Source organism: Gemmata palustris, from assembly GCF_017939745.1.
In the GTDB taxonomy this organism is placed as follows: domain Bacteria; phylum Planctomycetota; class Planctomycetia; order Gemmatales; family Gemmataceae; genus Gemmata; species Gemmata palustris.
Map to the genome: position 1 here is coordinate 4,233,067 of NZ_JAGKQQ010000001.1, position 19,784 is coordinate 4,252,850.

At 66.6% G+C, this 19,784-nt stretch carries 18 protein-coding genes; 11 read left to right on the forward strand and 7 right to left on the reverse strand.

The genetic code is table 11. The features are described 5' to 3' along the window. Window positions 1–200 precede the first annotated feature (200 nt). Window positions 201–1,451 (forward strand): hypothetical protein, encoded by a 1,251-nt coding sequence (locus J8F10_RS17420; protein ID WP_210655747.1) that lies wholly within the window; start codon window positions 201–203, stop codon window positions 1,449–1,451. Window positions 1,452–1,588: 137 nt separating this feature from the next. Here the strand turns inward: J8F10_RS17420 and J8F10_RS17425 are convergent, their stop codons facing one another. Next, window positions 1,589–2,050: a hypothetical protein gene (locus J8F10_RS17425; RefSeq protein WP_210655749.1), complete on the reverse strand. Its 462-nt coding sequence runs from the start codon at window positions 2,048–2,050 to the stop codon at window positions 1,589–1,591. A gap of 217 nt (window positions 2,051–2,267) precedes the next feature. Here J8F10_RS17425 and J8F10_RS39020 point away from each other — a divergent pair, with 217 nt between their 5' ends. The 5 genes from J8F10_RS39020 to J8F10_RS17450 all read left to right on the forward strand — a co-directional run bounded on the left by J8F10_RS39020 (window position 2,268) and on the right by J8F10_RS17450 (window position 10,313). Further along, window positions 2,268–2,786: a hypothetical protein gene (locus tag J8F10_RS39020; protein ID WP_246523416.1), complete on the forward strand. Its 519-nt coding sequence runs from the start codon at window positions 2,268–2,270 to the stop codon at window positions 2,784–2,786. Between the two features lie 64 nt (window positions 2,787–2,850). After that, on the forward strand, window positions 2,851–3,168 hold the full coding sequence (locus J8F10_RS17435) for a hypothetical protein (RefSeq protein WP_210655751.1): 318 nt from the start codon (window positions 2,851–2,853) through the stop codon (window positions 3,166–3,168). A 1,431-nt stretch (window positions 3,169–4,599) separates the two neighbouring features. Further along, the gene (locus tag J8F10_RS17440; protein ID WP_210655753.1) at window positions 4,600–5,646 is read left to right on the forward strand and encodes a KpsF/GutQ family sugar-phosphate isomerase; all 1,047 of its coding nucleotides are present in this window, start codon (window positions 4,600–4,602) and stop codon (window positions 5,644–5,646) included. Window positions 5,647–5,650: 4 nt separating this feature from the next. Further along, entirely contained in the window at window positions 5,651–6,181 is a 531-nt protein-coding gene (locus J8F10_RS17445; protein ID WP_210662002.1) for a KdsC family phosphatase, read from the forward strand. A gap of 349 nt (window positions 6,182–6,530) precedes the next feature. Then, window positions 6,531–10,313 (forward strand): hypothetical protein, encoded by a 3,783-nt coding sequence (locus J8F10_RS17450; RefSeq protein ID WP_210655755.1) that lies wholly within the window; start codon window positions 6,531–6,533, stop codon window positions 10,311–10,313. Window positions 10,314–10,363: 50 nt separating this feature from the next. On the opposite strand, the gene J8F10_RS17455 is transcribed toward J8F10_RS17450, so the two are convergent. Genes J8F10_RS17455 through J8F10_RS17465 form a run of 3 tightly spaced genes read right to left on the reverse strand, consistent with a single transcriptional unit; the run spans window position 10,364 to window position 11,973 of the window. Further along, a complete protein-coding gene (locus J8F10_RS17455) occupies window positions 10,364–10,804 on the reverse strand; it encodes a hypothetical protein (protein ID WP_210655757.1) in 441 nt (146 codons plus the stop codon). A 3-nt stretch (window positions 10,805–10,807) separates the two neighbouring features. Continuing rightward, window positions 10,808–11,383, reverse strand: a complete 576-nt coding sequence (locus J8F10_RS17460) for a hypothetical protein (RefSeq protein WP_210655759.1) — start codon at window positions 11,381–11,383, stop codon at window positions 10,808–10,810. After that, the gene (locus J8F10_RS17465) at window positions 11,380–11,973 is read right to left on the reverse strand and encodes an RNA polymerase sigma factor (RefSeq protein ID WP_210655762.1); all 594 of its coding nucleotides are present in this window, start codon (window positions 11,971–11,973) and stop codon (window positions 11,380–11,382) included. The genes J8F10_RS17460 and J8F10_RS17465 overlap by 4 nt, the downstream gene beginning before the upstream one ends. Before the next feature lie 233 nt (window positions 11,974–12,206). Between J8F10_RS17465 and corA the strand changes: the two genes are divergently transcribed. Both corA and J8F10_RS17475 read left to right on the forward strand, forming a co-directional pair. Next, window positions 12,207–13,262, forward strand: a complete 1,056-nt coding sequence (corA, locus tag J8F10_RS17470) for a magnesium/cobalt transporter CorA (RefSeq protein WP_210655765.1) — start codon at window positions 12,207–12,209, stop codon at window positions 13,260–13,262. A 102-nt stretch (window positions 13,263–13,364) separates the two neighbouring features. Further along, the gene (locus J8F10_RS17475) at window positions 13,365–13,835 is read left to right on the forward strand and encodes a hypothetical protein (RefSeq protein WP_210655767.1); all 471 of its coding nucleotides are present in this window, start codon (window positions 13,365–13,367) and stop codon (window positions 13,833–13,835) included. Between the two features lie 95 nt (window positions 13,836–13,930). Here the strand turns inward: J8F10_RS17475 and J8F10_RS17480 are convergent, their stop codons facing one another. From J8F10_RS17480 to J8F10_RS17490, 3 genes are all read right to left on the reverse strand, one after another. Beyond that, window positions 13,931–14,857: a hypothetical protein gene (locus J8F10_RS17480; RefSeq protein ID WP_210655770.1), complete on the reverse strand. Its 927-nt coding sequence runs from the start codon at window positions 14,855–14,857 to the stop codon at window positions 13,931–13,933. A 218-nt stretch (window positions 14,858–15,075) separates the two neighbouring features. Next, entirely contained in the window at window positions 15,076–15,558 is a 483-nt protein-coding gene (locus J8F10_RS17485) for a cytochrome c (protein ID WP_210655773.1), read from the reverse strand. Window positions 15,559–15,594: 36 nt separating this feature from the next. After that, window positions 15,595–15,918, reverse strand: a complete 324-nt coding sequence (locus J8F10_RS17490) for a Rieske (2Fe-2S) protein (protein ID WP_210655775.1) — start codon at window positions 15,916–15,918, stop codon at window positions 15,595–15,597. Window positions 15,919–16,205: 287 nt separating this feature from the next. Between J8F10_RS17490 and cyaB the strand changes: the two genes are divergently transcribed. The 3 genes from cyaB (at window position 16,206) to mgtE (ending at window position 19,680) form a co-directional block, all read left to right on the forward strand. Further along, the gene (gene cyaB, locus J8F10_RS17495) at window positions 16,206–16,766 is read left to right on the forward strand and encodes a class IV adenylate cyclase (RefSeq protein WP_210655777.1); all 561 of its coding nucleotides are present in this window, start codon (window positions 16,206–16,208) and stop codon (window positions 16,764–16,766) included. A gap of 55 nt (window positions 16,767–16,821) precedes the next feature. Then, the gene (gene panC, locus J8F10_RS17500; RefSeq protein WP_210655779.1) at window positions 16,822–17,661 is read left to right on the forward strand and encodes a pantoate--beta-alanine ligase; all 840 of its coding nucleotides are present in this window, start codon (window positions 16,822–16,824) and stop codon (window positions 17,659–17,661) included. 366 nt (window positions 17,662–18,027) lie between these two features. Continuing rightward, window positions 18,028–19,680: a magnesium transporter gene (gene mgtE, locus J8F10_RS17505; protein ID WP_210655781.1), complete on the forward strand. Its 1,653-nt coding sequence runs from the start codon at window positions 18,028–18,030 to the stop codon at window positions 19,678–19,680. Window positions 19,681–19,784 lie beyond the last annotated feature (104 nt).

Consider the following 19,784-nt stretch of genomic DNA (forward strand, 5'->3'; position numbering starts at 1 on the left):
TTCTGGCGGGTGCCGAAAGCCGTTGGTCGGCCCCGCGCCGGGCCGCGGGCGGAGATCGCGAGCGAAAAACATTCCCGGCCCCGCAGTAACACTCCGCGCGGCACCCCGCTTCGGTCAGTAGCGGACGAGGGACCGGTGAGAGGCACCGCCCCGGGGTCCGCTGCAACATCCGGTGCGGCGGACCGCCGCGGGAGTGTCCTGTGAAGAAATTGCTCGCCAGCGTGTTTGGTGGTAAGTCCCAGGCCCAGCCGACGCGCTCCGCGTCGGGGTTCCGACCGTCCGTGGAGGTGCTCGAGGGACGGGCGCTGATGTCCGTCGTCGGCCCCGAGCTGCACGTGAACTCGATCACGTCGCTGCACCAGGACCAGGTCGCCGTCTCCAGTTCCCCGGCCTCGAACGGCGGGTCCGTCGTGGCGTGGCGGCACCAGTACAACACGAGCGGCACCGATACCGACATCCACATCCAGCGGTACGACCAGTTCGGGAACAGGGCCGGCGGTGAGATCACCGTGGCGGCGGGCATTTATCGGGAGAGCCAGCCGGCCGTGGCGATGGACGGGGCCGGCAACTTCGTCGTCGTCTGGGTGGACGACGTCAACAACTCCGGGAACACGAACGTCCTGGCCCAGCGGTTCTTCGCCAACGGCACCCGCAACGGCGGCACGATCGCCGTGGCCAACAGCACGCGGGCGGAGTACGACCCGGACGTCGCGATGGACTGGGCCGGCAACTTCGCGGTCAGCTACACGTTCCAGTACTCGGCCAACGACCGCGACGTGTACGTCCACCGGTTCGCCGCCAACGGCGCCTCGATCGGCACGACCATCGTCGCGGGCGGCGGGCTGAACGAGTACTCGGCCAGCATCGCCCGGACGGGCGACGGCCGGTTCGCCGTCGCCTACCAGATCGACCGGCCGAGCGGCAATTCGATCGACAGCGACATCATCCTCAACCGGTACACCGCCGCGGGCGCGCTGCAGACCTCGCAGGCCGTCGCCAACACGAGCCGGGGCGAGCTCTCCCCGGACATCGCGATGGACGCATTCGGCAACACGACGCTGGTCTACGAGGAGGTGTACGCGAACCTGGACCACGACATCAAGGCGCGCCGGGTGTCGAGCAACGGCACGCTGGGCGCGACGATGTTCGTGGACCTCGACACCGACTACGAGTTCGCCCCGGCGGTCGCGGTGAACCCGACCTCCGGCAGCTTCGTGGTCTCGTACCAGCAACTGCGCAACAACGGTTCGCAGCTCGTCGGGCCGAACCAACTGATGGTCCGCGAGATGAACGCGAACGGGACGGTGCGGAGCACGACGAACCTGGGCGACCGGTTCACCGCCTCGATCGGGATGAACGGGGCCGGCACGTACTTCATCGGCGACGTCGGGTACAACGTCCCCGGCGACCAGGGCCTCGGGATCTACGCCCGGCGCGGCGTGCTGAGCTGATCGCCCGCCCGCGCGGAGCCGTAAGCGACTTCGCGCGGCTGATACCCGATGGCGCCCGCGGGGGGAAGGGGTAGCGGGCGCCATCGGGAAACGCAAACACCCCGGAACTTCCGGGGTGGTTGTGCTTAAACCATGTCTCACATCGGAGCGATGTCAGCCGTTACCCAGATCCCGCCGTTCAGATCCGCACGCGCCGGCCCGAGCCACGGAACGACCAGCTCCTCGTCGAGACGGCCGCGGCCCCCATCGCGGGCCTTCCAGCGCACCGACACATGAACCGCCACCTCGTCGGCGGATCGCCCACGAATGGACACCGTCTTGCTGTACCCGAACCCCTTCCCCCTCGCAGTCGCACCGTCGGCATGAGAGCAATGGGCGACCAGTGTTTCGCCGACGGTCCTGATGCTGCCGGTGGTAGTGATGCTGCCGTTCGGGTTGCAAATCACGGACTCGACCACCGAGATGAACTGGCGGGGCCGAACCCGGGCCAAGTAGTAGCGGTCGTCGCGGCCCTCGTCCACGCCCGGGATGTGCAGCCGGACGGTGAGAACCGCCTCGGCTTTCTCCGGCTCGACTTCACGGATCACCGCGTCTTCCACGGGCGCCCTCGGCAGCCGAATTGCAAACTCTCGCTGCAGTGCTGGTATAGGCACCGGCTACCGAACCGACCTGTTCCGGCGTGAGTCGAATTAGTTTCATTTCGAGAGCGCGTTCCGGGCCGCTCGTAAGGCGGCCCGTGTTCGTTTCGGGCCGGCGTTCACGCTTGCAGCGAGAGTAGGATCGGTCATGCTTGGAGGCAACTCTGGAGGGTGACCGATGACCGAAGAGGAATGGCTGGTAGCAACTGACCCGAAACCGATGTTGGAGGTTCCAGACCGACGCACATCATTTAGAAGATTGGTGCTGTTTTCCTGTGCCGGTTGCCGTCTTGTCTGGGACTCATTGGATAGGGGAGCAAAAGCGAGTATCGAGGAGGCAGAAGTGGACGAGCACAAGTTCACTACCGGGATGTCTGCCCTCTCTCTAATCGAGGAGGTTTTCGATCATCCGAGCATATGCACAAATGCTAACGGTGCTCGATTCGCTAACTTCATCCGCGACATCTTCGGCAACCCGTTCCGCCCGGTGGCCTTTTCTCCTTCGTGGCGCACCTCCACCGCTCTCGCGCTTGCGTCGCAGATGTACGAATCCCGTGATTTCAGTGCGATTCCGATCTTGGCCGACGCGCTCCAAGATGCGGGGTGCGACAGCGCCGACGTGCTCGATCACTGCCGCGGGCCGGGGCCGCACGTGCGCGGGTGTTGGGTTGTGGACTTAGTGCTCGGCAAGGAATAGCGTCCGGGTTGAAGGAGTGGTACGCTGTAAGCGGTTCGGAGCTGCATACATCGCGGAGACTGTCATGGTTACACAATCTCGGTGGCCACTAGTTCTGATGGGGATCGTAATCGGGGCTCTCGGGGCTCTGCTAATGACGGACGATCGGGCCAACCGGGTCCACGCCCAGCCTCCTCCTCCGGCCGCAACGCCCCCGAGGGTCGCTACTGCGGCGCCGGCCCCGGCGGGACCGGTCGGGCGCTACCAGATCTCGGCGTGGGGCAACGACAACCGTGGCACACCCAATAACGGGGCTTACGTCATCGACACCCAGACCGGCGACGTGTTCCACGTTGACCAGTCGACCAAGCCCCGCCATTTGGGAGCGGTGGAGAAGAAGTAAGCTCTCTGTTCGACGGCCGAAGCAACAGACAACCCGGCCGATCTCACTTCTAGCTCAACGACACGGGCCGAGGAGCAATCCTCGGCCCGTGTGCTTCCCGACCGGCCCTGGCGGTGCATGCGCCCCGCTGGGCAGGCCGGCACTTTCCCGACCGGCCCTGGCGGTGCATGCGCCCCGCTGGGCAGGCCGGCACTTTCCCGACCGGCCCTGGCGGTGCATGCGCTCCGCTGGGCGGGCCGGTCAAGGTTCCCGTGGTGTCTACTTCTCTTCCTGGGGCGCGGAACGCTCACGGCAACGCCGAGCAGGAGCAGTACCTGCGGTTGGCGGAACCACGATTCGCGGGGTTGTTCCAGGCCGCCAACCGCAGGTACTGCTCCTGCTCGATAGCGGTGCTGGAACAGCGGTCCCCGCGCGGGGTGTGGTGGAAAGTGCTCGGACGACGCAACATCGTCCTGTCGCAGAGCGACGAGCTAAACACTTCCACGAGAACGGTGACAGCGTAACTGAGTGCCGCGAAAGGGGCAAGCAACTTCGCGCGCCGAAAACTCGTTCGTCTTGCAATTCTTCCCCCCTCCGGCTATTCCTCGCCATCCGAATTTATGGGGGCACCGGCGGGCGTTTCGAGATGGCGCTGAAGTAACGCTTCTGTCACATCCTCGTGACCCCGGCCCGAAACCGTTTGTATTCTTGTGTCCACTAGCGTAAAATTTGGTGCCGTGTCGTGGGCGCCCGAACAGGTATTGGAATCTTGCAGCGCCGAGGGCGGCTCGTTTTGGGACCGCCGTGGCACAGTGACTTGGACGAGCCGCGACCACAAGGGAGCGGGAAGCGGCTCCCCGACGTTGAGTTCGGCGCACAAAGGAACTGGGAATCGCCGTGGCACAGTGACTTGGACGAGCCGCGACCGCAAGGGAGCGGGAGGCGGCTCGCCGACGTTGAGTCCAGCACACAAAGGAACTGGGAATCGCTGCCCCGCTCCCTTGCGGTCGCGGCTCGTTACGAGGAGCGGCGTGCCCCGCGCCCTTGCGGTCGCGGCTCGTTAAAGGGAGGACAGTGCCCCCACTCCCTTGCGGTCGCGGCTCGCTACGGGGGGAGCATCGCGACGCCCCAGGATTTCGGGCCACAAGAGGCGGTAAGTATTCGCGAAATAGCGGTTCCAGAGTTGGCAATTGTTAGCCGTTGTTAGTGACCGGCGCGGGTCGCCGGAAGACGCCAACAACGCCGAATGACTTGAAATCTCAGTAGTTAGTGGGGTTCACACCCGGCGCGGCATCCGAGGAATGCCCCCAGGGTCGAAAATGTTAGTGATTGTTAGCCGAGCCCGGGACGCGAGCGGAAATCAGCGAATTTTGCTTCCAGTGGACTGAAGCTCGAGTGTTACCGGCTCGTCACCAATTGGGACCGAGATCATCGTTTCACCCGCGTGCATCCATGCCTGACTCCACCGAATCGGCGTTCGACAAGATCGATTACGCGCGGCGCGTCCTGCGGGCCGAGGCCGCGTCGCTCGACGTCGTTGCCGGGCGCCTCGATGACGGCTTCAACCGGGTCGCGGACGCGCTGTTCGCGTGCCGCGGGCGCGTCGCGGTGATCGGCGTGGGCAAATCCGCGGACGTGGGTCAGAAGACCGTCGGCACGTTCAACTCCACCGGCACCCGGGCCTACATACTCGACGCGACCCGCGCCGTTCACGGCGACCTCGGGAGCATTCACCCGGACGATGTCGCCCTGCTGCTCTCGCACAGCGGCGAGTCGGAAGAACTGGTCCGGCTACTCGGCCCGCTGAAGAAGCTCGCGTCGTCCTTACTGGCGATCACGAGCAGCGCGGGGAGCGCGCTCGGCCGCGCCGCCGACGCCGCCATCGTGTACGGCCCGATCAAAGAAGCGTGCCCGCTCGCGCTGGCGCCGAGTACCAGCACCACGGTGATGCTCGCGCTCGGCGACGCGCTCGCGTTCACGCTGCTCGAACAGCGCCAGTTCACCGCCGACGAGTTCGCGAAGTTCCACCCGGCCGGGTCGCTCGGGCGCAAACTCGCTCTCGTTTCCGAATTGATGCGCCGGGGGAGCGAGCTCCGCATCGCGGCCCAGACGGACACGGTGCGCGAGGTGTTCGCGAAAGTCCGGCACACCGGCCGGCGCACGGGCGCGATCATGCTCGTGGACGCCGACGGGCGGCTCGCGGGGCTGTTCACCGACAGCGACCTCGCCCGCCTCTTCGAGAACCGCGAGGACCGGCTCCTGGACGCGCCCGTCGCGCACGTGATGACGCACGCGCCGGTCGTGATCGCGCCCGAGTCGCGCGTAGCGGTCGCGCTGGATGTGCTGCGGGCACGGAAGTTCAGCGAACTGCCCGTGGTGGACGAAGCCGGCCGGCCCGTCGGAATGCTCGATATTACCGATCTGATCGGACTCGACCCGCTGGCCGGGGGCGCGGATTCCCGGCCGGCGCTGCGCCTGATCGACCGCAAGAGCGCGTAAAGTGATGCAGACGTCCGACCTCTCCCAGCGCGCCGCGGCCATCGAGCTCCTGCTCCTCGACGTGGACGGCGTCCTCACCGACGGCCGCGTGGTCTACGCCGACGACGGGCGCGAGCTCAAATTCTTCCACGTGCGCGACGGGTCGGGGTTGAAGTTGTGGCGCGCCGCGGGTAAGCGGGCGGCCATCGTTTCGGGACGAGATTCGCGCGCGGTGGAGCGCCGGGCCGCCGAACTGGGCATCCACCCGGTTCTCCAAGGCCGCGAGAACAAGCTCCGCGCGTTCGAGGACGTGCTGGCCCAGACCGGGCTGAACCCGGAGCAGGTGTGCGCGATCGGGGACGACCTCCCCGACGTGCCCGTGCTACGGCGGTGCGGGCTGGCGGCCGCGGTCGCCGATGCGTGCCCGGAAGCGCGGGCCGCGGCCCATTACGTGACCGCGGTCCCGGGCGGGCACGGGGCCGTGCGCGAGCTGATCGAGTGGCTACTGAGGGCACAGGGCCGGTGGGCCGAAGTGACCGCCGGCTACGCCAACTAGTCTCGTTTCAGGATCGTCGTAGCGGACTGGACGAGCCGCGACCGCAAGGGAGCGGGAGGCGGCTCCCCGACGTTGAGTCCAGCACAAAGGAGCCGGGACTCGCCGTGGCACAGTGACTTGGACGAGCCGCGACCGCAAGGGAGCGGGAGACGGCTCCCCGACGTTGAGTTCGGCGCACAAAGGAACCGGGAGTCGCTGCCCCGCTCCCTTGCGGTCGCGGCTCGTTACGAGGCGCGGCGTGCCACGCTCCCTTGCGGTCGCTCGTTAAAGGGAGGGCAGTGCCTCCCGCTGCCTTGCGGTCGCGGCTCGCTACAGAGCCTGAAATAGGCTAATAACCCTGGAGTGAACGGTGCTGACGCCCCGGCGAACGATGTTGTTGCTCGCGGGCTTCGTGCTGTTCGCCGGCGCGTATGCCGTTTACGCGCAGCTCCTCGGCTGGCTCGACGGGCTGCCCCAACTCCCCGCGGCCGCGCTCGTGCGGAGCACCGGGGTCTTCGCGCCGCCCGAGCGCCCGGCCGTCGCCCCGACCCAGCAGAGGTTGATCGAAGCGTTCGGCGAGAACAGCCCCGAAACGAACGACTCGCACTACCTGATGCAGTTCCTGCTCCCGAGCGGCGATTCGTCCGTGCTGATCGCGTCCGGGATGCCGCCAGACAAACCCAACTCGCACCGCGTGACCCTCTCGCCGTTCAGCATCGCGGTGTTCAGCAAGGCGAAGGCCGCGCACCTGCGCCAGCCCGGTGAGGTGGCGGAGATCAGTACGGCGCACGCGGACAAGGGCGTCCTCGAGTTCGATCGCGTCATCAACAACATGGCCGACATGAAGAAGGCGCTGCTCTTGCGCGTCGAACTCGTCAGCGACTTCGAGCAGGCGCTCCCGGACCCGCGCCGCGGGGTCGTTCACATCACCAACAATCAGCGGTCGAGTGACCCGAACCGGTCCCTGGTGCTCCGCACCGTCGGCCCGGTGTTCTACCGCAACCCGAAAAACGTCGTCGGGACGGACGCCGCGAAAGCGCCGGACTTCTGGACCGACGCCCCGGTCGAAATCGTGGACCGCCAGAACTTGCCGCGGCCGGTCGGTGCGGCGGCCCCGGTCACCGCGCCGACCAAGAGCGAGGACAACCGCAACACGAGCGCGATCGCGGCGATCTTGAGCGGCCAGCGCCTCCCGCCGCCGACGATCACCGCGATCGGGCTCCGCGTGTACCTGGAACCCGACCCGCCGCCCGGCCAGCCCAAGAAGGAGCCGCAGCCCGGCACGAGCACCGTCAACGGCGTGCGCCGGATCGAGTTCCAGGAACAGGTGGTGATGAACCTGTGGGTGGACAACGGCCAATCGATCACGGGCGGCCCACCTCCGGCGCAACCGGGCGGGGCGAGCGCGCCCAAGAGCAACGGCCTCGCACTCGTTCCCCCTCCGGCGGCGATCGTCGGCATCACGGGGGGAATCGGTCCGGCCGCGTACAACGTGCGGCTCATGGACCGCGCGCTGCTCCAGATCGATACCCGCGGCTCGTTCGCCTACGACGCGGGCAAGTCGCTCGCGCGGTTCGACGTGGTCCCGCACTCGGACCCCAACCTGCCCAACGACGTGCAGGTGACGAAGATCCCCGCGCGGGGCGGCACGAGCAGCTTGTTCAGCCAGGTGCTCGAGCTGGAATTCAACGGCTCCCCGACCGGCAACGCGCGCCCGGCCAATTCGCCCGCGATCAAGCGGCTCCACGCCTGGACGACCACGCCGGGCCGGTACGTCACGCTGGAGTCGCAGGGGGACACCGCGCCGAGCACCCCCGGGGCCACACAGAGCGCCAGTTCCACACAAGCCTACGGCCAGGATCTCGTTCACGAACAGGCCGCGAGCCGGATGATTCTGACGGGCTACCCGCTCTACGTGGTGAGCGACCGCAACATCCTCACGGCCGGTAGCGTACAGACCGCGGCGACGCTCACCACGGAACCGGGACCGCCGATCGCCCCCGCGCCCGGGCTCCCGCCAGTACGCAAGACGCAAATGACCGTGCGCGGCGCCGGGGAAGTGAAGCTGTTCGACGCGGTCAGCAAGGGCTACACGCTCGCCGCGTCGTGGAAGACCTCGCTCGTGCAATCGAAACAGGTCATTAACGAGCGCGAGCAGGACTTGTTCATATTCACCGACGACGCGAAGCTCGAAGACTTGAGGGCGGACTACTGGCTCAAGGGCACCGTACTCAAACTGTGGCTGCACCCGCGGGCCGAACCGCCCGCGGACGGGAAGGTAGCGAGCGGCGAACAGCCCAAACCGGCGCGCGCCGAAACTCCGGCGGGTGCCGACGGGAAGGTGGCGAGCGGCGGACAGCCCAAGCCGGCGCGCGTCGAGGCCGTCGGAAAGGTGTCGAGCCACTCCACGGATTACGACATCAAAGAGGCGGAGCAACTCACGGTCCACTTCAGCGACGCGGACCCCGTCGCAGTTGCGGTCGCGCAACCGGGCAAGCCCGTATCGCCCGATGCGGCCGCGGCCGGTCCCCCCGCAGGGCCGATGCCCCCCGTGGCTCCCGGTGCGGGGGACGCGCCGAAGGCGCCCGAGCCGATCGCGAAGGCACCGGAGAAACCGAAACCGCCGTTCGAGATTCGCGCCAAGACCATCGAGACGTTCGTCAAACGGATACCGGTCGCGCCCGCATCAAACAACCCGGTTGCCGATAAGCCCGCCGCCGACAAGCTCGCTGCGGACAAGGCCGCGGAACCGCCCGCCGCGAAGTACCAACTCGACCGCGCCCGGTGCGAGGACAACGTGTCCGTACACCAGGAGCCGCTCGAACCCGGTAAGCCGCGCGGCATCGACATCTTCGGGCGCCTGCTCCTGATCGACGGCGCGGCGGACGGGAGCGTGATGACCGTCTTCGGCTGGCCGAACAAGGACGGCGAAGTTCACCAGGAAGAGATGTCGCTCATCGGGCCGAAGATCGTGCTCAATCAGGTGCTCAACTCGGCGGCGGTCGACGGGCGCGGCGCGCTCACCATGCCGACCAAGAGCAACCTCGCGGGCGGCGAACTCGCTCAGCCGGAAGTGGTCGTCGTTCACTGGCGCGACTCGATGGCGTTCAACGGCGCGCTGCGCTCCGCGGTCTTTACCGGAAAGGTGTCCGCGCACCAGACCGCGCCCCAGGGCGAATCGTCGGTGCAGTGCCACGCGATGAACGTCATCTTCGACCGGCCGATTTACTTTAACCAGGCCCAGAAGAGGGCCGCGGCGCCGCCCCCCCCGCCGGACCCGAAAGACCCGAAGGCGGGCGCGGAGGCGAAGAAGGGCGAGAGCGCGAAGATTTACAAGATCCAGTGCTACGCGGCGCCGGCCGACATCGCCGACAACAAGCACGAACTCGAGGTCGTTTACACCCAGGTGGATTACGACAAGAGCGGCAAACTGTTGAAAGCGCAATGGCTCTGGTGCCCGGACCTGATGATGGAGGCGCAAGCCCAAGATTCGGCCGGCGGAGAGAAGTACCAGCAAGTGTTCGCCGAGGGGCCGGGGCGGCTGCGCATCTGGCAGCGGGGCGAGGCGAACCCCGCCGGTCCGCCCGCGGGCGCGAAACCGATGGCGGGTGGCGCGAAGGCGGCCGCGAAACCGGCGAAGGACGAGCCGGAGATGAAGCTCACGTTCATCAAGTTCAGCGGCCGGATGACGGGCCGAGATAAGAAGTTGTACCAGTCGGCGGCGTTCAGCGACGAGGTCACGGCCATTCACGTGCCGGCCGACGCGCCCACGGTCAAAATCGACGAGTACAATCTGCCGCCCCGGGCGGTGCTCCTCACCTGTAACGACAAGCTCGAAGTCTGGAGCCACAAACAACAGGGCGACACCCCCGCGGCACAGAACATGACCGCGAGCGGGAACGCCTTTTTGCGGACGGACGATTACGAGGGGACCGCGATCACCATTGATAGCAAGGGCAACGCCGTCACGCTGACCGGCAACGACGCGATCCCGGCCCGCGTCAGGAACCGCTTCGGCGGGGGCAACGAGCAGGTCGGCAAGGTCATTCTCTACGACCGCGCCGATGGCTCGTCGAGTGTCAAAGCCGGGTTCGGCGGTAGCATCGGGTCGGCGCCCAAGAGTGGTCCGGCAGGCCCGCCGCCCAAGAAGTGATTCGTTCGGGGGTGCCCGGGAGTGCGGCCCTACGTTCTACCGAAGGGGCCTTATTTCTTCGCGGTGCAGGGCTTCGCCATGACCGCGATAATGAGTTGCTCGCCGGACTTCGTGCGGTGCGGCGTCACAACGGGGAAGAACTTGTCGCACGCACAGGCGTAAGTAACCGAGTCCATACCGGGCGGGTTGAGGGTCAGGCTGATCCGCCCCTTCTCGTCCTTCGATTGGTCCACTTTCATTTTCAGCTCTTGCTTGTCGGTCAGCGAGATCGTCGTGCCGCCGCCCACGGGAATCGACTTGCACTCGGTCGCCACGAGCTTGAACCCGGTCAGCTTCGGGTCGCGCTTCTGAACCTCTTTCGCGAGCTCCTTGAGTTTCGGATCGACGGTCGCGTTCTCGGTCGTGGCGAGCACGATCACCACCGTGACGCGCACGGGGTCTTCGGTGGGGCACGCCACGAACAGGATCACGGTCAGAACGACAGCGGACATGACTCACCTGGGCTTGGCGGCGAAGATGATCGGGGCGTCCCCGGGCGACGGTGTCACCTGGGGCCACGCCGGGTTGGGGTCGTCGAGTTCGACTTCGTCCGTGGTTGCGAGTTTGAGAACGTTCGGCAGCGGATCGGTACCGACCGGGAACCAGCCCGAGCCGGGCACGCGGTGGAAGTCCACCTCCTCGGCGGTGGCCATCGGCAGCACCGCGAAGTCCGCGAGCGGGTCGGGGACGTGGGGCGCCTCGGGTGCGCTCGGGTGCGCGGGGCGCACGTCGACGAGTTCGGGCTTCTCGACGAGCGCGGGGTTCCAAGCGACCCACGCGAGCGCGGCCGCAACTGCAGCGAACGCGGCCCCGGTCGCGATCAGCACCGCCGCGCGCCAGTGGGTCGTTTGGTGTTCCGGCACGCGGTCCACGGGCCGCAGCCGCGCCCGGACGCTCTGGTACACCGCGTCCCACTCGGGCTCGGTCGGTTCGTCGGGCCGGACCGCTCGTGCGGCGGCGCGGTCGCCCTCGGCGTAGGCGCGGAGGAGGTCGCGCTCGTTCGGGTCGGGTTGTTGAGAGGCGGGTGTCATGGCTGTTGGTACGCGGCCAGCAGGTCTTTCAGTTTTTGTCGGGCGTAGAACAGGCGGCTCATCACGGTGCCGATGGAGATCCCCAGCGCGTCGGCAACTTCACGATAGGTCAGTTCGCCCTCGACGTGCAAGACGAACGTCTGCCTCTGCACGTCGGGCAGGCGGGCGAGGGCCGCATCGATCACCCGCCGCAGGTCGGCCCGCACGAGGTTCGTATCGGCGGGCGGCAGGTCGTCCGCCCCGAACCCGTCGGGCGAGAACCCGCGCGGCGCCTGCGGCACGCGCTCGTTCCGCTTCCGCTGCCGACCGATATCAAGGGCCGCGTTGCACACGACCCGCAGGAGCCACGTTTTGAACGAACTGCGGCCGCTGAACCGGTCCAGGTGCGTGAGCGCGTTCACGAACCCGTCCTGGACCGCGTCGAGCGCATCGGCCTCGCGGCCGAGTAGCCGGTACGCGACCCGGTACGCGACGCTCCGGTATCGGCGGAACAGGTCGTCGAGTGCGGCGCGGTCGCCGCTCGCGAAGCGCGCGAGCAGTGCGTCGTCTGTGAGCGGGGCCGGCGGAATCGGTAACGTGGCGAGCGGCATAAGGGGGGACACGTTCCAGGCGGGAGCGAATCCGATCGCCCGTATTGTACCCCCACCCACGTGGCCCCTTCCAATCGGAATTTCGGAACTTCGGAACTCGCGGCGCAGGGGCCGCCGAGGTACAAGAAGGCTCCCGTCCCGTGAAGTTCGTCCCGCGCCGCCCGGCGGCCCGCTCCGTATCTAGACGCGAACGGGTCGGCGGCAATTCAGACTTTCGCTTCTGGAACAAGTGAATGATTACCGTCCACCGCTGGAACGGCTCCTGTTGCGAGCGCACGGGTGCAGAGGGGATGCCCGAATCGGCCGCGTCCATCGCGGCCGAAGGGTTCGTCTGGATCGATATGAGTGCGCCGACCCCGGAAGAAGAAGCGGCAGTGTTTCAGAAGTTTCTGCCGGTTCACATGCTCACGCTCGAAGACATCACCCGCATGCGGCGCGAACCGGACCAGGGGGCACACTTCCCGAAGGTGGAAGAGTTCCCGGATTACCTGTTCGTGATCGTGAACCCGCTCCCGCCCGGGCTCTCCAAACTGGCCGCATCGAAGGGCAAGCCGGCCGAGGGCGAAGCCAAGCTCCCGTCCGCGTCGCGGATGCTGCGCCGGCACCGGCCCCAGTTGAGCGCGGTCCTCTCGCGGAACGTACTCGTCACGCACTCGATGGAGCCGCTCGCGTGCATCGCGAGCGCGCACCAGTTCCTCGCGCGCCACGGGGAATCGGCCCGGCGCGGCCCGGACTACGTGTTCCACATCGTCCTCGACGCGATGGTGGACGAGTACGCGCCGGTGGTGGAGTGGGTCGCGGGCCGGCTGGACCGGTTGGAATCGCAGATCTTCACGCGCCCCACGGCCAAACTCATCTCCGGCATCCTGAAGCTCAAGCGGATCGTCACCGGTATGCGGAAGACGCTCATCATCGAGCGCGAGGTGCTGTCGCGGTTGATCCGGGGGGAGTTCGAGTTGGTGGAGGCGCGCGAGATGGCGTACTACCGCAACGTGTACGACCACCTCGTCCGATACACGGAGCTAATTGAGGCCGCGCGCGAAATGGTCAGCGACCTGGCCGAGACGCACCTCGCGGCCGTCTCGAACCGGTTGAACCAGATCATGAAGGTGCTCACCATGATCTCCACGACCATCCTCCCGCTGACGCTCATTTCCAGCGTCTACGGCATGAACTTCAAGCACATGCCGGAACTGGAATGGGAGTGGGGGTACCCGCTCGCGCTGGGGTTGATGGCGCTGACGGGAATCGCGTCCCTGGGGTTCTTCCGCTGGAAAAAGTGGATTTGACGGCGGACCGTCCGGGGCTCGAGTCGGTGCCCGCCCTTGTCGGTACCGGCGCCGCGAGTTAGCTTAACGGTTGCGATTTAAACACGCTCGGAGGGGACGCACATGGCGAAGGGGCGCAAGAGCCGGATGGACCTGCGGCGCGAGGCCGAGGCGGTTGAGGCCAAGCAGCGCGAGGAAGAGGTCGAAGGCGAAGTTGAAGGCGAAGAAGACGACGAGGACGAGGAAGAGGGCGAAGAGGCCGAGGGCGAAGAAGCCGAAGGCGAAGAGCCCGAAGGCGATCCCGAGGGGGACGCGGGCGGCGACGATGACGATGACGACGAAGACAAACCCAAGAAGAAGAAAAAGAAGGTCGCCGCCAAGAAGGTCGCCGTCAAGAAGGCGCCCGTCAAGCGCTCGCGAACCGCGAAAGAGGTCCGCACGCGCGCCGTCTGGATCGTGTTCGACAACGGGAGCAAGGTGGTCGAGAAGTTCCCCTACAACCAGAAAGAGGAGGCCGAAGCGCTCCTCAACAAGAAGCTCGAAGAAAAGAAAACGTTCTATCTGAATCTGGTGAAGGAAGAAATCAAGGAATAGTGCGGGACCGAGAACGCGGGCCAAAGAAGAGGGACCGAGGGGAACCAGACTGGTGTCTGGTTCCCCTCGGTCCCTCTTCTGCCTGAATCCGACGGTTACACTTGGCTGGACACGGTCGCCTTCTCAGCCAGGAGCTTCTGCACTTCCTCGAGGCGCCAGCCGATCCAGAGCACGTTCGGCAGGCGGATCGTTTCGCGCTCCGCGCCGGACGTCCGCACGATCAGGTCGCCGGAGAAGAAGCCGAGCAGCCAGTGACGGAACAGGTCGTCGCGCTGCTTCTCGAACGACAGCCCGGTCGTGTCGAAGGTGCGGATGGACGCGCCGACGTGTTCGCACACCCGGATCTGGCCCGGGGTGATGACGATGTACGTCCGCTGGTCGAAGATGAACACCGACACCGACCACAGAACGAACACGACCGACGCGATGAACAGGTACCCGGCCATGTTGATGTAAATGTGCAGGTGGCCGAGCGCCCCGAGCACCTTATCCCACCCGTCGGGCACGAGGGTGATGAGCAGCGCGATCACCACGAACAACAGCAGCACCAGGAACGACCACAGCCCGCGGAGCGGCACGTTCGTGATGACGACCGTGACCAGGAGCACGACGCAGAACACCGGCGCCATCCAGACCTTCTGCGACACGCGGGTCGGGAACGCATTAATGGTTCCCCCGCCCGGAACGGGCTTCGACTTTTCCGCCGCTTCGGTCAGGGATTTCGTCGTGTTGCTCCCGGGAATCCCCACCTCGTAGTACGTGTTGCCCTTATCGTCCTTCCACACGTTGCCCTTGTCGTCCTTCTTCTCGGTCACCGTCGTACCCGCGGGGACGACCGCGAGCCGGTGGTCCTCGAAGTACGTCACCAGCGCCATCACGGACCCCAGTAACCAGATCGGCCACCAGTAGAACAGCATGGAGTGGCTAATGAGCGTGATTTCCCGCTTGTGCGGGATCTGCGGGGCCGGTGCGCCGGCCAGCGGTAGGGTTCCGGCGGGCGGCGGGGGCGGCACAGTGGACATTGTGAATGGTACTCGGTGAGGGTGGAATCGTGTCGCGTTGGGCCGCGCGGCCCGCGTCACTGGTACTTCGGTCATCGCGAGTCGGAATTTTGCGCGAATCGCGCTCAGGCTAGACGGCGGCGAACGGAGTTTCAAGTTCCAAGTTCCAAGTTCCAAGTCGCGAACGCGCGAATCGGACGGTACGCCCCGCACGAGCCCCGGCGCGCTCCGACTCGGAACTATTCCCCGGCGAACGGGTCCACTCGCACGCCCACCCGAAACGTCTGGTGGCACCGGTTGCATGCGTTCGCGACGCCCGCGAGCGCGGTGCGCGCCTGGAGGTAGTCTTTCGCGGCGGCGGCTCGCGCCAGGGCCGTCGCGTTCTCGCGCAGGTCCGCCGCGTGCGCCAACCACGGGTCTTGCCCGTCCTTCGTCTTCGGCGGGCGCATCATGAGCAGGTTGCCCGCTTCGGCGAGCAGGAGCGATTGACCGCGTGCAAACGCCCACACTTCCGCGTCCTTGGGTTTCGCGGCGAACAGTTTGCCGAGCGCGCGGGCGTTCGGGTCCGCGATCCCCTCCATGAGTAACTTCGTTTCGGCGACCGGTTCGAGTTTGGGTGCGGGCTTCCCCTTTGCCGTCTGTGGCTGCGACTGTGCCACCGGCACGAACGCACACGCCAACCCGAAGAGGGCCGCTGCGAACCAGAACCGCACGCGCATCATGGTGTTCGTCCCGTCTGGGTTCCGAGGCACTCACTCTTACACAACGGGCAGGTCCGGCAGTTCCAGTTGCACATCGTCCCCGACGACGTGAATCGGGTACGCGCCGATCTTCTGCTTGGGGTTGTCTGCCCACGCGCCGTCCGTCAGGCGGAACCGCCAGAAGTGCCACGGGCACGTCACGCAGCCGTCCTCGATGTACCCGCCCGACAGCGACGCGCCCATGTGCGGGCAGAAGTCGTCGACGGCGAAGAACGAGCCGTTCACATTGAAGACCGCAACGTCCCGCTTGAGAACGTTGACCACCACGCTCCCGCCGTCGGGGATGTCCGCCACTTTTGCGACCGTCACTCGCTGGGGCACTGCACGCACTCCGTAAGCTTGGCAGATGTCCGTAACTACTGTCCCAAACTATCTTAGCCAATGATCGAGCTTCGCGCTCTTCGAGTCGCGAGCAAACGAGCCGCGACCGCAAGGGAGCGGGGGGCGGCTCCCCGGGTTACCTTGAGATCACCCGCGGGCGGGCAGTGCCTCCCGCTCCCTTGCGGTCGCGGCTCGTTACGAGGCACCGCGTGCCTCCCGCTCCCTTGCGGTCGCGGCTCGTTACAGTGAAGAACCGGACCCAATAGGCCCCCCAACCACGAGAGACGATGCTCGAAGTCGAAGTGAAGTACCGGAACGCGGACCGCACCGCCGCGATCGCGACGCTCCTCAATTGGGGCGCGACGCTCACCCAAGATCGCACCGACGTGGACCTGTACTTCCAGGCGCCCGATCGCGACCTGAAGGCGACCGACGAGGCGTTCCGGCTCCGGCGCATCGGGCCGAAGAACTACCTGACTTACAAAGGGCCGCGGCGCGACACCGAGACCAAGACCCGCGCCGAGATCGAGGTTCCGCTCGGGGACGGGGACGCCGCCGCGACCGACATGGAGCGGATGCTCGTCGCGCTGGGGTACCGCCCGGTGATGACGGTCCGCAAGAAGCGCCGGGTTTACCAATTCCACCGCGACGGGTTCGATCTCGAAGCCTGTTTCGACAGCGTTGATCGCGTGGGCGAATTTGTTGAACTGGAGATTCTGGCGGAAGAAGCGCAGTACGAAGCGGCGAAAGCGGGGCTGCTCGCCGCGGCCGCCGAACTCGGGCTCTCCGAAAAAGAACCGCGCTCCTATCTGGGTTTGGTGCTGGAAGCGCAAAACGCGCCCGCGTGAGCGTCCCTGTTCGCCCGGTACTGGTTCGAGACCTATACACCGAGGTTCGGTCGGAATGCTCCCACCGATTGTTTCGACTATCGCCGACGTGCGGGCCGCCGTTGATGCGGCCCGCGCCGCGCACAAGCCCATCGGCTTCGTGCCCACAATGGGCGCGCTCCACGAGGGGCACGCCGCACTGGTCCGCGCCGCGCGCGGGTTCGTGGTCGTGTCGATCTTTGTGAACCCAACGCAATTCGGTCCAAAAGAGGACTTCGCCAAGTACCCGCGCACGATCGACGCCGATCAGAAGTTGTGCGGCGACGCCGGCGCGCACCTGATCTTCGCGCCGAGCGCGGAGGAGATGTACCCGACGAACTCCTTCACGTTCGTGGACGTCGCGAAGCTGGGTGACCACCTGTGCGGCGCCACGCGGCCGGGGCACTTCCGCGGGGTGTGTACCGTTGTGCTCAAGCTCTTCAACATCGTGAAGCCCGACGCGGCCCACTTCGGCGCCAAGGATTATCAGCAGGCCCGCATCATCGCGCAGATGGTGCGCGATCTCAACGTGCCGGTCGCGGTGCGCGTCGAGCCTACGGTGCGCGAACCCGATGGGCTGGCGCTGAGTTCGCGTAACCGATACCTGAGCGCAGAGCAGCGCGCCGTAGCGCCGCGAATCTATCAGATGCTCCAGGCGACTCGTGCGCGGGCCGCGGCCGGCGAAATCGACGTTGCCCGGCTGGAGTCGGCGCTGTTCGCGGACCTCGCCGCGATCCCCGGAGCGCGCGTCGATTACGCCCGCGTGGTGGACGCGGAAACGCTGCAACCGCTCGCGCGCCTCGAGCGCCCCGCGGTCGCGGCCGTCGCGGTGTTCCTGGGCACGACGCGGTTGATCGACAACCTCGTGCTCGCGTAACGCGCTCAGAGGGTGAAGGCCGCGGCGCTTGATTTTGGGTTCCTCTTACGAGCCGCGACCGCAAGGGAGCGGGGCCGAGACTTCTCGGTGTTGAGGTTTGGGGGTTCCTATTTACGAGCCGCGACCGCAAGGGAGCGGGGCCGAGACCTCTCGGTGTTGAGTTGGGGTAGCAAGGGACGGGTGGCGCCCCCGCTCCCTTGCGGTCGCGGCTCGTTTCGCGCGCTGTGCTACAGCTCCCACGGTTCCTTTGTGCGCCGGGTTCAACACCGGGGAGGCGCCACCCGCTCCCTTGCGGCCGCGGCTCGTCCAAGTCGCTGCAACGTTCGCTGCTGGTCTCGGATTTCGTTCCACGTTCCGCCTGGTGCGATGATGGTTCACCCGCTGTTCAGCCCCGAAATCAAGCTGATGCTCGCGGAGAAGAACTCCGCGGGGTTGCGGGAGTTCTGCGAATCGCTGCACCCCGCGACCGTGGCCGAAGCGCTCGACGACGACCTCACCCCGGAACAGATTTGGGAGATCATCAGTACCGCGAGCATCCGCACCCAGGCGTCCGTGTTCGAGTACCTCACGCCGGCGCAGCAGGTGCTGATGGCGGAGAAGGCGCGCCCCCAGATGGGCCAGTTGCTCACCAAGATGTCGCACGACGACCGCGTGGACCTGCTGCGCCGGCTGCCCGGCCGCGTGACCGAGGCCATCATGCGGCTGGTGGACGAGGCCGACCGCAAGGACATCGCGACGCTGTTCCAGTACGGCGAGAACACCGTCGGCGCGCTGATGACGACGGACTACGCTTGGCTCCCGGGCACGCTCACCGCGGCCGAAGCCATCGACCAGCTCCGCCAACAGGCGCCGGACCGCGAAACGATCTACTACATCTATGTGCTCGATGACCCGCTCCGGCGCGCCGACGGGTCGCTCAGCCCGCGCCGGCTCCTGGGCGTCGTTTCGCTCCGCGACCTGATCCTCGCGCCCCGGCACGCGCTCATCCGCGAGCTGATGGAAACGGACCTCGTCACGCTCCGCTACGACGACGACCAGGAGGCGGTCACGCAGCTCTTCGCCCGGTACGACTTCCTCGCGTCGCCCGTGGTGGACGACCAGTTCGGGCTGCTCGGGATCGTCACCCACGACGACGTGCTCGACGTCGTGCGCGAGGAGGCCACCGAGGACATGCAGCGCCAGGCGGCCCTCGGGCCGATCGAGGGCGACTACCTGAACGCGAGCTTCTACCGCGTGTGGCGCAGCCGCGTGAAGTGGCTCGCCGTGCTGTTCGTCGCGGAACTGTTCACGTTCACCGTGATGGAGGGGTTCGAGGAACTGATCGCGGCCGTGGTCGTCCTGGCGCTGTTCGTCCCGCTGTGCATCTCGACGGGCGGCAACTCCGGTACGCAGGCCGCGACGCTCGTGACGCGGGCGATGGCCCTGGGGTACGTCGGCCCGCGCGACTGGAAACGGGTGCTGCGCCGCGAACTCATGATGGGGCTGGCGCTGGGCGGCGCGCTGGGCGCGATCGCGTTCGTGCGCGGGGCGCTCACCCCGAGTGACACGCGGAGCGGCCCGCGGAGGGTGAAGGAGGAGTTTTCCGTCCGGGTGCCCGCGGGGACCGCCCTGCCCGCGCAAGAAGGGGCGTCGCTCTGGGGCGGGAAATACTGGGACGTGCCCCTCGAAGCGGGAACCCCGCAAACGACGAAGATGGAAAAGAACGCGCGCGTCCGGCTGCCCGAGGGAATGAAGGATCTCGACCCGCCCGCGAAGCAAGCCGACGGTTGGGTGTACCAGTTCCCCGCGGAATGCGAGGTGCGCACCGAGCCGGTCAGCCGGTGGCGGCTCGGCGCGGCGATCTCGATCGCGGTGCTCGGGATCTGCCTCTGGGGGACACTGATCGGGTGCGTGATTCCGCTCATCATTCGACAACTCGGCGGCGACCCCGCAATTGCGTCCGGCGCACTTGTCGCGACAATCGTGGACGTGAGTGGCATCGCGATCTTCTTTTCCGCCGCGTGGGTCATTTTGTTGTGAGGTTCTGACCAACTTCTGAAACGGGAGTTTCAGTTAGACAGACGACCGATTACCCCGTGCGCGGCTCGGCCCTTGTAACGAGCCGCGACCGCAAAGGGCGGAAG